At 65.6% G+C, this 14,182-nt stretch carries 10 protein-coding genes; 3 read left to right on the top strand and 7 right to left on the bottom strand.

Features of this window, described 5'->3' with window-relative positions; translation table 11 throughout:
• Positions 1-74: 74 nt before the first annotated feature.
• The 3 genes from Q0K00_RS09045 to Q0K00_RS09035 all read right to left on the bottom strand — a co-directional run bounded on the left by Q0K00_RS09045 (position 75) and on the right by Q0K00_RS09035 (position 4,251).
• The gene (locus Q0K00_RS09045) at positions 75-1,289 is read right to left on the bottom strand and encodes a bifunctional 3,4-dihydroxy-2-butanone-4-phosphate synthase/GTP cyclohydrolase II (protein WP_297228761.1); all 1,215 of its coding nucleotides are present in this window, start codon (positions 1,287-1,289) and stop codon (positions 75-77) included.
• A gap of 120 nt (positions 1,290-1,409) precedes the next feature.
• The gene (locus Q0K00_RS09040) at positions 1,410-1,835 is read right to left on the bottom strand and encodes a thioesterase family protein (RefSeq protein WP_297228758.1); all 426 of its coding nucleotides are present in this window, start codon (positions 1,833-1,835) and stop codon (positions 1,410-1,412) included.
• Position 1,836: 1 nt separating this feature from the next.
• The gene (locus tag Q0K00_RS09035) at positions 1,837-4,251 is read right to left on the bottom strand and encodes a heavy metal translocating P-type ATPase (protein WP_297228756.1); all 2,415 of its coding nucleotides are present in this window, start codon (positions 4,249-4,251) and stop codon (positions 1,837-1,839) included.
• Between the two features lie 148 nt (positions 4,252-4,399).
• Here Q0K00_RS09035 and Q0K00_RS09030 point away from each other — a divergent pair, with 148 nt between their 5' ends.
• Positions 4,400-4,597, top strand: a complete 198-nt coding sequence (locus Q0K00_RS09030) for a heavy metal-associated domain-containing protein (RefSeq protein WP_297228753.1) — start codon at positions 4,400-4,402, stop codon at positions 4,595-4,597.
• A gap of 307 nt (positions 4,598-4,904) precedes the next feature.
• Here Q0K00_RS09030 and Q0K00_RS09025 read toward each other — a convergent pair whose 3' ends face one another.
• From Q0K00_RS09025 to ppk1, 4 genes are all read right to left on the bottom strand, one after another.
• On the bottom strand, positions 4,905-5,729 hold the full coding sequence (locus tag Q0K00_RS09025) for a hypothetical protein (RefSeq protein ID WP_297228750.1): 825 nt from the start codon (positions 5,727-5,729) through the stop codon (positions 4,905-4,907).
• 57 nt (positions 5,730-5,786) lie between these two features.
• Positions 5,787-7,382: a Ppx/GppA phosphatase family protein gene (locus Q0K00_RS09020; RefSeq protein WP_297228748.1), complete on the bottom strand. Its 1,596-nt coding sequence runs from the start codon at positions 7,380-7,382 to the stop codon at positions 5,787-5,789.
• Positions 7,358-8,230 carry an HD domain-containing protein gene (locus Q0K00_RS09015; protein ID WP_297228746.1) on the bottom strand — a complete coding sequence of 291 codons (873 nt, stop codon included), beginning with the start codon at positions 8,228-8,230 and terminating at the stop codon, positions 7,358-7,360. Before Q0K00_RS09015 ends, Q0K00_RS09020 begins: the two co-directional genes overlap by 25 nt.
• A gap of 67 nt (positions 8,231-8,297) precedes the next feature.
• Positions 8,298-10,520, bottom strand: coding sequence for a polyphosphate kinase 1 (ppk1, locus tag Q0K00_RS09010; RefSeq protein ID WP_297228744.1), 2,223 nt, complete (start codon positions 10,518-10,520; stop codon positions 8,298-8,300).
• A 197-nt stretch (positions 10,521-10,717) separates the two neighbouring features.
• Here ppk1 and Q0K00_RS09005 point away from each other — a divergent pair, with 197 nt between their 5' ends.
• Both Q0K00_RS09005 and Q0K00_RS09000 read left to right on the top strand, forming a co-directional pair.
• Positions 10,718-12,172, top strand: coding sequence for a M99 family carboxypeptidase catalytic domain-containing protein (locus tag Q0K00_RS09005; protein ID WP_297228742.1), 1,455 nt, complete (start codon positions 10,718-10,720; stop codon positions 12,170-12,172).
• Between the two features lie 14 nt (positions 12,173-12,186).
• On the top strand, positions 12,187-13,173 hold the full coding sequence (locus Q0K00_RS09000) for an NAD(P)H-dependent glycerol-3-phosphate dehydrogenase (RefSeq protein ID WP_297228763.1): 987 nt from the start codon (positions 12,187-12,189) through the stop codon (positions 13,171-13,173).
• Positions 13,174-14,182 lie beyond the last annotated feature (1,009 nt).

The raw sequence follows: 14,182 nt of genomic DNA, 5'->3' as shown, positions 1-14,182 counted from the left end.
CCATTCGGCTCTTGGCAGAAAACCTCCAGCTTCATGTCTGAGCAGAGGGTGAACAACGTATTGACACTCTACACCTAATGGCCGCAGATGTGGCTGAGCAGGTGGTGCATCTTTTCTTTCTTGGTGCGGAGGTAAGCCTCGTTTTCGGGGCAGGCGTCCACCTCGATGGGCACGCGCTCCACGATCTCGATGCCGTAACCGGAGAGGCCCACGATCTTCTTGGGATTGTTGGTCAGCAGGCGCACCTTGTGGATGCCGAGGTCCACGAGGATCTGCGCTCCGGTGCCGTAGTCGCGCAAGTCCGGCGGGAAGCCCAGCTTGCGGTTGGCCTCCACGGTATCGTAGCCCTCGTCCTGCAGGGCATAGGCGCGGATCTTGTTGGCCAGCCCGATGCCGCGCCCTTCCTGCCGCATGTAGAGCAGCACGCCGCGCCCTTCCCGCTCGATCTGGCTCAGGGCCGCGCCGAGCTGTGCCCGGCAGTCGCAGCGCAGGGAGCCGAGCGCGTCCCCGGTGAGGCATTCGCTGTGCACGCGGACGAGCACCGGTTCCGGCCCGCTGATGTCGCCCTTGACGAGAGCGATATGGGTCCCCGGCTCGCGTTCGCTTTCGTAGGCGCAGATGGTGAAGTCCCCGAACTGACTGGGCAGATGGGCGCGGGCCGCGCATTTGACGGAGACCTGTCCGCGCTCCATACGGTAACGGATGATGTCCTTGACCGCGGCGATCTTGAGGCCGTGCTCGGCGGCGAAGACCTCCAGATCGGGAAGACGGGCCATGGTGCCGTCATCCTTCATGATCTCGCAGATGACGGCGGCGGGGCGCAGTCCGGCAAGGCGGGCAAGGTCCACGCTGCCCTCGGTCTGCCCGGCGCGGGCCAGCACGCCGTCGGCCCGGGCGCGCAGGGGGAAGACGTGGCCGGGCGTCACGATGTCTTCCGGACGGCTCCCGTCGGCCACGGCCACCTGTATGGTCCGGGCGCGGTCGGCGGCGGAGATGCCCGTGGTGGTGCCCTCCCGCGCCTCGATGGACACGGTGAAGTTGGTGCCGAAGCGGGAACCGTTGCGCTGCGTCATGAGCGGCAGTTCCAGCCGGTCGGCCATGTGGGGCGCAAGGGGCAGGCAAATGAGGCCGCGGCCGTATTTGGCCATGAAATTGATGGCTTCCGGGGTGACGAATTCGGCGGCCATGGTCAGGTCGCCTTCGTTTTCCCGGTCTTCGTCATCGACGAGGATGATCATCTTGCCCTGCTTCAGATCGGCAAGGGCTTCGGGGATGGTGCACAGGGGCATGTCGTATTCTCCTGCCGCAAGGCGGCGATAAGTCGTGGATGCCCGTCGCGGACGGGTACGGCAGTAAAGTAGGGACGGCTCCCGCCCCTGTCAATGTGCGGACCTGCCCGACGGGGCCGCTCAAAAACCGTCCCGGTGCGCAAGGTTCTCCGCCTTGGTGTGCGTGCGCTGCTCGAAAGCGTCGCCGTTGACCATGACCCGCTCGTGCCTGCCCTCACCGATGAGCCCTCCGGCGTCATGGGCCGCCACGCGGAAGGTGAAGCCCTTGCCGTTGGCGGATATGGCCGTCAGCTCCGCCGTGAAGCGCACCTTCATGCCGCAGGGCGTGGCCGAGACGTGCGAAACGTCCACATGCGTGCCCACGGTGGTGCACCCCTCGGGCAGCAGGGGCTGGAGCAGGTCCACGGCCGTGGCCTCCATGCCCGCGATCATCATGGCCGTGGCATAGGCGTAGACATGGCCGCTGCCGATGCTGGAGGCCATCATGTCGCAGGTGACGGTGATCTCTTTCTGGCCGGTAAGGCCGACATGCAGGGCGTTTTCCATATCAGTTCTCCCGCGCGTTATGGTTCGGGGCAGGAACGGGGGACGGCGCTTCAAGACGGAAGAAGCGCAGCCGCAGCGCGTTGCTGACCACGGAGAAGGAGGACAGCGCCATGGCCGTGCCCGCGATCATGGGCGAGAGCATGGGGCCGCCGAACAGATGGAGCAGGCCCGCGGCGATGGGCAGGCCGAGGATGTTGTAGCCGAAGGCCCAGCCGAGGTTCTGCCGGATGTTGCGCAGCGTGGCCCGCGAGAGGGCCAGTGCGCTGAGTACGGCGGTCATGCCGCCGCGCATGAGCACGATGTCCCCGGCCTCGGCGCTCACATCCACGCCGGACCCCACGGCCATGCCCACGTCGGCCAGCGCCAGCGCGGGCGCATCGTTGATGCCGTCGCCCACCATGCCTACCGCCTGTCCGTCCTGTTGCAGACGGCGGATGTATTCAGCCTTGTCGTCGGGCAGCAGGCCCGCGCCCACGTCCTCCGGCGCGATGCCCACGCGGGCGGCGATGGCTCGCGCCGTGCGCTCGTTGTCGCCGGTGAGCATGACAACGCGCAGGCCCATGCCCTGCAGGCGACGGACGACTTCCGGCGATTCCGGCCGCAGGGCGTCGGCAAGCGAGAGGATGGCCGCCTGGCGCAGCCCTTCGCCGCTGTCAACGGCAGGCGCTTCCTCCCCTTCCGGCGTACGGACAAAGGGAGCGACGGCCAGCATGAGCGGCGTCTGCCCCCGTTCGGAAGCGGCGGCCAGCCGTTCGAGGATCTCGTCCGGCACGACGAGGCCCAGCCGCCCCATGAGATTGGTGCTGCCCACGGCCACCCGCCACTCCGCTTCGCCCAGCCGCACGATGCCCGCTATGCCGCGCCCGGGCCACACGCTCTCATTGCGTACAGGGCAGGCGGGCAGCTCCCGTTCCTGCGCGGCCGCTGCGATGGCCCGCGCCAGCGGATGCTCGGAACGACTCTCCAGCGCGGCCGCCAGCGCCAGCAGCGCGTCGGCGTCCAACGCCGCCGGAGCGCTCTCCAGCCGCTGCATGTCCGCGAGGACGGGCTTGCCCGTGGTGAGGGTGCCGGTCTTGTCCACGGCGATGACCTGCAGCCGCCCGGTCTGCTCCAGCGCGGCCCCGTTCTTGATGAGCACGCCGAGCTGCGCCCCACGTCCCGTGCCCACCATGATGGACATGGGCGTGGCAAGACCCATGGCGCAGGGGCAGGCCATGACCAGCACGGCCACAAAGACGGTCAGCGGCGTGCTGACGGGCTCGTCGCTGCCCAGCCACCAGGCAAGCCCCGCCAGCAGGGCAAGGAGCATGACCGCCGGCACGAAATAGAAACTCACCCGGTCGGCCAGCCGGGCGATGGGGGCCTTGCTGCCCTGCGCCTCGCGCACCAGACGGACGATGCGGGCCAGCCGCGTATCCTGTCCCACCTGCTCGGTACGCATGGTCAGGGGACCTTCGCCGTTGACGCTGCCCGCCACCAGCTCATCCCCGACGGAGACGGCCACGGGCACGGATTCCCCGGTGAGCAGGGACATGTCCACCGCACTGATGCCGGAGAGGATGACGCCGTCCACCGGCACACGGGCGCCGGGACGTACCAGCAGCACATCCCCCACCCGCACCTCGGCCAGCGGGATCTCCGTGGCCCCGCCGTCCTCATGCACCCTGAGGGCACGTTCCGGCGTCAGACGCAGCAGCGCCCCCATGGCGTCCCCGGCCTTTTGGCGAGCCGTGGCTTCGAGGTACTGGCCGAATTCGATCATGGTGAGCAGGACGGCGCAGGATTCGTAATACAGGTTCATGGCCCGGCGTACCGGCTCGTCGCCCATGAGGCCCAGCAGCGTATTCCCGCAACTGAAAAGGAAGGCCGCGCCGGTGCCCACGGCCACCAGACTGTCCATATTGGGCGAGCGCCGCGCAAGGGCCGTCAGCCCCTCCGCATAAAAATGTCTGCCCAGCCAGACCACGGGCAGCGTCAACATGAGCTGCGCCAGCATGAAGGCCCGCGGAGCGCTGTGCGGGGCGAGGGCGTCGGGCAGGGGCAGGCCCACCATATGGCCCATGGAGAGGTAGAGCAGCGGCAGGGCAAAGCAGAGCATGGGCAGGAGGCGGCGCAAGCGCCCGCGGCGTTCCTCCTCCGCCTTGCGACGGCTTTCGGCAAACTGTCGGGCCGGATCTTCCGGCCGGGCAGGCGTCGCGCCGAAGCCGAGCCCCGCCACCCTGGCCACGATGGCCGCCGACAGCTCGTCCCGCCGGGACTGAGGCACCCGTACTTCCGCCTTGGCCGTGGCCAGATTGACGGATACGCCCGCCACCCCGTCCATGCGGCCCACCACGCGCTCGATGCGCGACGAGCAGGCCGCGCAGTGCATCCCCTGGATATCGTAGCACAGAGAACAAAGCTGGTCGGTACTCATGACGATCCTCCCCGCCTGGATTTTTCGCCCGCCCTGTCGTTTTCCGCCTGGACGGCAGCTTGACGCCTGTCCCGAGCGGGCGTACACAAAACATGTACCTTATGAAAATGAAAATCAATACCCTAAAATACTTACTCAGGAGGCTGACATGCCCGTACTCAAGGTGAATGGTATGCGCTGTGGACACTGCAAGGCGGCGGTGGAAGAGGCCGCCGCCAAGATCCCCGGCGTCAGCAGGCCGGAAGTGGATCTGGAAGCCGGAGAACTGCGCTTCGAGGAAAGCGCCCCCGTGGACATGGCCGCCCTGCGCGAAGCCATCGCCGACATCGGCTTTGACCCGCAATAGAGCGGTTTTGCCTTCGGAAAAGGCAAAACGCGAGGCAGCGGCACAGCGTCATCCGACCAGACGTGAGCGGAAAAACCGCGTTTTTCCCGCGAAACGACAGGCTGTATGTTCCAACAGGATATCGACCCGCACGGCGCTGCGCGCCATGACACAAGGGGGGCATTTGCCCCCCTTGTGCTTTCCTGACATGCCGGACAGGCTACGGCCCTGAAGGGCGACCGAAGGCTGCCGGCGTTTTTCCCGGCGCACGGGAAAAGCCTGTTGCGCGCGCCGTCTCGCATGTTAGCTTTTTCAAAGATAACATGCTCTATTCGTCTTCGTCGTCCTCGTCATCCTCATACACGTCGATCAGCACCTCGACGGCACGGATGCCGCTCGGGCCGACCTGCAGCAGTTCGGGGCTCAGGAATTTGTTGTCATCGTAGTTGCGGATGACAAAGTGGATTATCCGCTCCTGGAGCTGCTCGAAATCCTCCTTGCGGAAAAGGCAGAAGCGCCGCTTGTTGGGGATGACGGCATACAGCGGCCAGCCGAAGTGCGGGCCGACACGCTCGCCGAGCGAGGGGGCCAGCAGCAGAGCGGCATTGAGGGTTTCATCCTCCAAATCGAAATGCCCAATGGGGATGCCGTCGTCAAGGCTTTCCACAGAAAATTTCGTTTCCTCCAGCAGACGTTCGCCATTTTTCTCCGCGGTCTGTCGCGCTTCCTCTTCCGTGACCCCCCAGCGTTCAAGCATCTTGGGCGTGATCCACTCATTGCGGGTGGGCGATTCCAGGATGAGATGGCTGACGCAGTACGGCGTCACCTGCCTGGCCAGCGGAGGCTGCACTTCATCGTCCGTGCGGGGATGCATGGCATAATAGATATGCTCGCGGGCGTCCTTCCAGTCGGGGAGCTCATCCTGCGTCAGGGCGGCGGCTATCCGGGCCACGAAATCGTCCAGGGCTTTTTCGTCCCCCGTTCTGGTGTAGTACTCCGTCACGTTTGCCAGATTGATCAGGGCGGCAGCGCCGGAGGCCGAACGGATGACCAAGCCTCCATCCTCGGACCGGATCTCCACCAGTTCCAGCCCGTATTTCGGCAGTTTCTCCAACACGGTCTCCAGCACGTGCGCGTCGGGTTCGTTTGCCATGGACATGCATCTCCTTATATGTGGTGTAATGGCGTCGCCGGAGAGCAACGCAAGAAATCATCCGGCCTGCACGCCTCCGGCCCCCCGACTGACGAAACTGAGCGGGATGTCACGGCCGAGGCCTTTCTTGATGACCTTGTCCATGCCCTTGACGGCATCCTGCTCCACAGGGCAATTGCCGTTGCCGGTGATGTGCAGACGGACGACCTCGCCGCCGTCGCGGCGGAATTCCGCCGTATGCACGTTCTGGCAATGGGTACGGTCGAGCCCCTCGGCCAGCGAGAGGAAGAGCGCGCAGGGGCGCAGGTGCTGCGCCAGCCGTCCGAGCCCTTCGGTGGAGGCCTGCTCCTGCTTGCGGGAAGGCCCCTTGCCGTGCAGCAGGGCCAGCTGGGCCATGAATTCTATCTCGTCCTGAGTGAAGCCCAGCAGCTCCGTATTGCGGATGAGGTAATGGCTGTGCTGGGCATGTTTGGGGTAGGCGATGAAAATGCCGATGTCATGCAGGATGGCCGCATGGCAGAGCAGTTCACGCGCCTGTTTGTCCGGGCTGATGCAGCCGCACTCCGCGGCGGAGTCGTAGAGTTGGAGGGCAAGGCCCATCATGTGGCGGGCATGGCGCTCCTCGAAGTTGCAGCGCCGGGCCAGCCGCTGCACGCTCTGCTCCCGGATGCCGCCGGGCACGGGCTGCGGACCGTAGCCCAGCCGCCGCAGCTGATCCACGAGGATGCCGTCCAGGATGTTGCGGTTGCTGACCTGCATGGTCTCCAGATGCAGCTCTTCCAGCATGGCCTGCAGGATGGCCGCGCCCGGCACGAGCACTTCCGCCCGCCGCGGGCTCACCCCGGGCAATTCCTTGCGTTTGGACATGGGCAGGGAGCAGATGTAACGGGCGGTGCGGCGCAGGTTGTCCAGCGTGAGCGTGGTCTCGTCCGGGCCGGGAGCCGCGCCCCGTTCCAGCCGGTAGCCCAGCGCATGGAGGGTCTGGATGGTGCCGGAGCTGCCCACCAGTTCGGTGATGTCGTAGGCGCTCACCCGCTGCAGGCTGTGCGAGGCCTCCATGCGCACGAAGTTGCGCATGGCCGCGAATTCGGCGTCTGAGACCGGCTTCTCCCGTCCCTGCAGGAACTGGTTGTCCAGTCGCACGCAGCCCAGCTTGAGCGATTCGAGGCAGGCGTGATCCAGCGAGTTGCCCACGGCCAGCTCGGTGCTGCCGCCGCCGATGTCCATGAACAGACGCTGCCCCAGGCTGTGCGGCAGCCCGCTGGAGACCCCCAGATAGATGAGCCGGGCTTCCTCCTGCCCGGAGACCACGGTAACGGCCAGCCCCGTGGCCTCATAGGCCCGCTGGATGAATTCCTGCGCGTTATGGGCGTCGCGCACGGCGGAGGTCGCCACGGTGATGACCTCCTGTGCGCCGTAAGAGGCGCACATGGCGCCAAAGGAGTGCAGCACATGGAAGGCCCGTTGCATGGCCTCCTCCTGCAGGCGGCGTTCCTGAAAGGCGTTCTCGCCCAGCCGCAGCATGTGCTTGACGCGGTTGAGCACCGCGAACACGCCGTTGGGAGCGATACGCACCACCATGAGATGGGCGGAATTGCTCCCCAGATCGATGATCCCCAGAATCCGGCCTACGCCCGTGCCCGTTCCTTGCATTGCCAACGAACCTCTTTTTCAAAAACCTGCCGGAACAGCTCCGCCTTGCTCTCAAGGCGATGCAGCTCCGCCGAGCAGCCCAGTGCGGACTTGACTTTCAGCACCAGCGCGTCCCCGTCGAGACGCGCTTCCAATTTCCCCACCGCTCCCGTGTGACTGTAGTCCAGCGCATCGGCCAGCCGCAGCAGGGCGGCAAGCTGCCGCACGGCCCGCTGTTCCACAGCGTCCAGCGCGGCAAAACGCCGCTGACGGCGCGAGGGGTCGCGGCGGCGATGATAGCGGGCCACCAGCGCCGCATAGGCCCGCAACTCGGCCGGGACATCCTGTCCGGGCACGAGATTCTGCCGGATCATGCGCGCGCTGCGCTTGTGATGGGCCCGCTGGCCTTCGACCCAGCCCACGTCATGCAGCAGGGCCGCCCAGTCAAGCACGCCGCCCCACAGGGCGTCAAGCCCGTGGAGCTCCTGCGTGGCCCGGAAGAGTTCGCGCGCGAACCCGGCCACCCGCTTGCCGTGCACAAGCGCCCCCAGCAGGGTGTCCTCACGCAACTCCCCGGCGGCGTCCTCCGGCAACGGCATCCCCGCCGCTTCGGGAGTCGGTGCGGGCAGGGGTTTGCCGCATTTCTTGATCGTCGATTTCTTCTTTCCCTTCACCGTGCCGCCCGCCAGACGCAGGACCTCGGTCGAGACATCCACGCTCGCGCAGGGGACATCCCCGGCCGACGCTCCCGCTTCCGCAGCCAGACGCTCGGCCTTTTTGGCCGCCTTGGCCGCCAGTTTCTTCTTGATGGGGCAATTCTTGCGGCAATCCTTGCAGACGCCGTCATGCCAATGCTTGCAATGCGCCATATCATCTCCTTGCGCGTCATCTTCGGCGGAGCGGGGCCCCACGGGCCCCGCCACACAGACTGTCCTCCTACTCCGCCAGACAGCCGAACTTTTCCAGCATACGATACTGTACGCCGCCCTGCTCGCCCTTGGGCGGATCCGGCGGGGTATAGCTGCCGTCCGCCTGCAGGCGATACACTCGCGAGTCCTCGATATGCGGCTTGAGCACCTCCCGGCTCACGCGCTCCCGCAGCGCCGGGTCAAGGATGGGGGCGAGCACTTCGATGCGGCGATCCAGATTGCGGGGCATGAGGTCGGCGCTGCCCATGTAGAGCGTCGGATCCCCGCCGTTGTGGAAGTAGTACAGCCGCACATGCTCCAGGAAGCGGCCGACGATGGACGTGACTTCGATATTTTCGCTCAGACCGGGCACATTGGGCCGCAGGCAGCAAACGCCGCGCACCTGCAGGCGCACGCGCACCCCGGCCTGTGACGCCTGATAGAGCTCCTGTATGCAGATCTTGTCCACCAGCTGGTTGCACTTGAGCACGATGAACCCGTCCCCGTGGCTGCGCTGGCGTTCCACTTCGCGCCGTATGGCCGCCACGATGGCCCGGCGCATACCGTGCGGGGCGACCAGCAGATGGGTGTAGTCATCCTTTTCGGCATAGCCGGTCATGACGTTGAACAGCTCGCTCACTTCGGCGCAGATGCCGGGATGCGAGGTCATGAGTCCCATATCCGTATAGATCTTGGCCGTGGAGGGATTGTAGTTGCCCGAACCGATATGCACATAGCGACGCACGCCCTGGGTCTCCCGGCGTACCACCAGACAGAGCTTGGCGTGGATCTTCATGCCGGGGATGCCGTAGACCACATGGACCCCGGCCTTTTCCATCTCCTCGGCCCAGCCGATATTGCTGGCCTCGTCGAAGCGGGCTTTCAGCTCCACCACCGCCGTGACCTGCTTGCCGCTGCGCCGGGCCTCGATGAGGGCCTGCACGATGGGGGAATCCTTGCCCACCCGGTAGAGCGTCTGCTTGATGGCGATGACCCCGGGATCCTCGCTGGCGCGACGGATGAACTCCTGTACCGCCCCAAAGCTCTGGTAGGGATGGAAGAGCAGCACGTCCTGGGCGCGCAGGGCATCGAAGATGGCTTCGCCGCTCTCCTCGGCAAACGGTTTGGGCAGCACGGGATACATGGGCTCGTCCTTGAGGCCGGGCCTGTCCAGTCCGTACAGGGCCATGAGCGAGGAAAAGGCCATGGGCCCCTTGACCCGATAGACCTGGAAGGGTTTGAGCTCCAGGATGTCCACGAGGAAACGCCGCATGTCCGCGGGCATGGAGTGGGCCACCTCCAGCCGCACCACATCCCCGAAACGCCGCTGATCCACCAGATCGCGCACGGCTTCCAGCAGGTCGTCGGCCTCGTCCTCTTCGATCTCCACATCCGCGTTGCGGGTGATGCGGAACAGGGCGGAATTGACGATCTTCATGCCGGGGAAGAGCATGGGCAGATGCTGCTGCACCAGCGTCTCCAGCAGGATGATGTCGTTGTCGCGCGTATTGGAGCTGAAGCCCAGCGAGGTATAGCTCTTGGCTTCCTTGCTGCGCGGCGAAAAGACGAGGCGCGGGAAGTTGTTGGGGATCTTCAGGCGGGCATAGCGGGTGACGCCGTGCTTGTCCTCGAGCTGCACCAGAAAATTCAGCGTCAGGGCCGAGATGACCGGCAGCGGATGGCTGGGGTCGATGGCTTGCGGCGTCAGCGCGGGGAAGACCTCGTCCGCGAAGTATTGATCAAGGAATTTCTGCTGCTTGCGCGTGAGGTCGCAGTAACGCACGAGGCGCACGCCGCGCTCGCGCAGATGCGGCACCAGCCATTTGCTCCAGTGCTCCTGCGCCTGGGCCAGCTGGGCCAGCACCAGCCGCCGTATCTCCGCCAGCTGGCGGCCGGGCGGCGTTTTGTCCGGGCCGGTGGACGGCACATGGTTCTCATACTGCCGCTGCACGTTGGCCACACGGATCATGAAAAATTCATCCAGATTGCTGCGGAAAATGCAGAGGAACTTGAGCTGCTCCAGGAGGGGCTGACGGCTGTCCAGGCCCTCGTTGAGCACACGGGCATTGAACTCCAGCCAGCTGGTCTCCCGGTTGATGTACAGACCGGGGCAGGACAGATCATGGATCTGCGCCTCCGTGCATTCCCGCAGCGCCTCGCCGTGCGGCGGAAGGACCTCGGCTGCGGAAAGCTCCTGCTCCGCCTGTTCTTTGCTCTTCTTGCCGCTCTCGGCGTCGGATTTGCTGCCCATATCCTGCTCCTTCCTTTTTGAGGTTGGCCTACACCACAAGTATGACAAAATGATGACGGCAGGGCAATGCGCGCTCCCGCAAAAGAAGGACTTGCTCATTGGCCGCAAATGGGTAACACTAATGAGATACAGTCCCGTTGCTGTATACGGGGCGGTTTTCCCGCGGGGGAGGCCATCGCCCCGCCAAAGGGCCGATTATGCGATATGCCATTCCGTTTCGCCCCGGTCGGCGGCAGGACGCCCGCACCGTATCCTCCTGTCGTGCCGCGCTGTGGGCCGTGTGCCTGCTGGGCCTCGTGTGCGGTCTCCTCGGCGGTCTCCTTGTCCGACCGGCGGCGGCAGACGATGCGCTGGACTTCACCACCATCCGGCTGGGGACGGGCCGTCAGGCCGTCCTCGTGGTGGGCGGCATCCAGGGGGACGAGCCGGGTGGCTTTTCGGCGGCCACGCTGCTCGGCACGCGCTACGAGATCCAGGAAGGGGCCGTCTGGGTCGTGCCGAACCTCAATTTCCCCAGCATCATCCGGCGTTCCCGCGGCCTGCACGGCGACATGAACCGCAAGTTCGCCCGTCTGGACCGGGAGGATCCCGAATTCCACACCGTCAGCCGCATCAAGGACCTCATCGGCCACCCGGACGTGCGCCTGGTGCTCAACCTGCACGACGGCAGCGGCTACTATCGCCCCACCTACATCGACAAGCTCAATAATCCGCGTCGCTGGGGCCAGTGCATCGTCATCGATCAGGCCAGGCTGGAAAACGTCTTCATGGGCGAGCTGCACGACGAGGCCCACGCCGTCATCTCCGCGGTCAACGAGCGCCTCCTGGCCCCGCACCATACCTACCACATCCACAACACCCGCACCGCCGAAGGCGACCGGGAGATGGAGAAGAGCCTTTCCTACTATGCCGTACGGCAGGGAAAGGCGGCATTCGGTCTGGAAGCCAGCAAGGAGTTCCCCGTGGAGCTGCGCGTGTACTATCACCTGCAGATGATCGAGAACTTCCTGCATCAGGCCGGCGTGCGCTTCCAGCGCGGTTTCGAGCTCACGCCCGACGGCATCCGGCAGGCCCTGCGGGAGAACCTCGGCGTCGCCTTTGCCGGGAACCGTGTATTCCTGCCGCTGGAGGACGTACGGGACAGCATCCGTTTCCTGCCGCTGCCCAGGGACTGCGCGGACACCGCCGTCACCTCCAAGCCCATCATGGCCGTGCTGCCCTGCCCGGAACGGAAAGACCGCCTGTGCATCCATTACGGCAACCGTACCATCACCCTCATCGAACCTGACTGGCACGAGATGGACGAGAGCCTGGACGGCATGATGGTCACCGTGGACGGCAAGAAGCTGTTCGTGGGCTTCGGACAGGTGGTGCGGGTCTATGAGCAGGCCGTGGTCCACGGCAAGGACGGCTACCGTGTCAACGCCATCGGCTTTGACAGCGGACGGCAGGACGAAAGCGGTCTGGCGCTTGAGCATGAAGCCTTTCAGAAACGTTTTTCCGTGGACAGACAGGGGAAGATCTTCCGGGTGGAAGTCTACAGGGGCGACCGGTTTTCCGGATTGTTCCTGCTGCGTTTCGGGGATACCCTGCGCGTGGAGCGGGACACCCTTCCCGACAGTCCGGGACGGGAAAGCGCATTGGGGTTCTGAGCATGAAAACATCCATTCGGTTCTGTGTGGCCGGCGGCGGGAGCTGGGGCACCGCGCTGGCCCATCTGCTGGCCGGTCTCGGCTATGATGTCCGTCTCTGGCTGCGCGACGCCGAGGCGGCGGAACGCATCAACCAGACCCACGAGAACGCGCGCTACCTGCCGGGCCTGCCCCTGCATCCGGCCTTGCGGGCCGAGACCGATCCCGGCGTCCTGTCGGCCGACTATCTCGTGCTGGCCATCCCCACCCAGCAGCTGCGGGGCTGGCTGGAGGCGCATCGCCGCCACCTGAACGCCTCGCCCGTGCTCATCAATGCCGCCAAGGGGCTCGAGGTGGGCACGCTGGCCACGCCGAGCCGCATCGTTGCCGAGACGCTGGCCGGTACGCCCTTCCGCTTTGCCGCCCTTTCCGGACCGTCCTTCGCGGCGGAAGTCATGCGCGGCCTGCCCACGGCGGTGGTGCTGGCCGGACGGGAGGCGGATCTTGTCCGCCGCCTGCGCGATCTGCTCTCGGGGCCGCGCTTCCGCTGCTATTCGAGCGCGGATGTCATGGGCGTGGAGATGGGCGGCGCGCTCAAAAACATCATGGCCATCGCCGCGGGCGTCAGCGACGGTCTGCATTTCGGCCACAATACCCGTGCGGCCCTCATCACGCGCGGTCTGGCGGAGATGTCTCGTATCGGCATGGCCTGCGGCGCGATGGAACGCACCTTCATGGGACTTTCCGGTCTTGGCGATCTGACCCTTACCTGTACGGGCGACCTTTCCCGCAACCGGCAGGTGGGGCTGCGGCTCGGACGGGGGGAAGCGCTGGAGGACATCACCGCCGGGCTCGGCATGGTGGCCGAAGGCGTCAAGACCACGCTTGCCGTGCATGATCTGGCCGCGCGTCTCGGTGTGGAGGCCCCCATCACCGACGCCGTGCACAGCATCCTCTTTTCCGGCGAAACGCCCGCCGACGCCGTGACCCGCCTCATGACCCGTACGTTGCGCGAGGAATAGCCCGCCGCGGGCGTTTTTGCTGCGCAGGCGTTTTCTTTTTTCTGTCGTTGGCTGACGGCCGTTGCCCGGCATTCCGGTGTGGTCGCCTGCTTTCCTCCTCTTCTTTTTACGGCTGTTGCCCGACGGAGGAGAATGGGTCTTCTTTCTTCTCCGCTGGCTGACGGCTCTTGCCCCGCATCTGGGTGTGGTCGCCTGCGCGGCGGGCGGCAGGGGGTAAGGGGCTTGCCAGCCCCTTGCCCCCTACGACCCCCAACCCCGCCTTGGGGCAGCCATCCTTGACGGGTCTCAGGAACACGTCAGCCGTCCCCCTGGCCACTCTCTGCCGCACGGCAGCGGGCGTTCGGCCTCCCGCTGTCCCGCGCCTGCGCGGGACGAGCGTCCGCCCGGCGTCGGAGCTTCCGCCCCTGCGGGGCGGCGATCTCCTCCGCGCCCTGCCGCGCTTACCTCAGTAAGGCAAACTCTTCATGCTTTCCCGGAAACGAGATGCCAGCCGCTGATGTAAATCAGAAAAAACGGCTTTCCCCCTGCTGATTCGGTGCAATGGGTCGGGGAACACGGTGCCCTGAAAAAACCTGTTATGATCACCGGTTGTCGGCAGATCCCATATAGCAGGGAAACCATCCCTGCCGACCCGACACCGCCAAACAGCGAAAAAGAGAAGAAAAAGACTCCCCGTCAGAAGACAACCTCCGCACCGAGGATTACGCGCCATCCAAGAGAAATACTCCCTGCCGCTCAACGCGCGGGCCGGAAAAGTTCTCAAAAGCCCAGCGAGCCGGGGCGCGGAGGCGATCCCCACAACGCGGGAGCGCCGCAGCAGGCGCGCATATCGCCCGGGCGAAGCTCGGGAAGATGCGCGCCGAGGCCCCCTGCGGCGAGCGGCGGACAGGGTACACGTGATACGACAGGACCTCCCTTCGCCACGAGGGCATGGGGGAGTACGGGGGTCGTAGGGGGTGTAGAGGGGCACGCCCCTCTCACCCCCTGCCGCCAGCCGCGCAGGCTACCA

Origin of the sequence: uncultured Desulfovibrio sp. (assembly GCF_944327235.1) — a bacterium.
Taxonomy (GTDB): Bacteria; Desulfobacterota; Desulfovibrionia; order Desulfovibrionales; family Desulfovibrionaceae; genus Desulfovibrio.
This window is presented reverse-complemented; position numbering and strand designations above follow the sequence as displayed.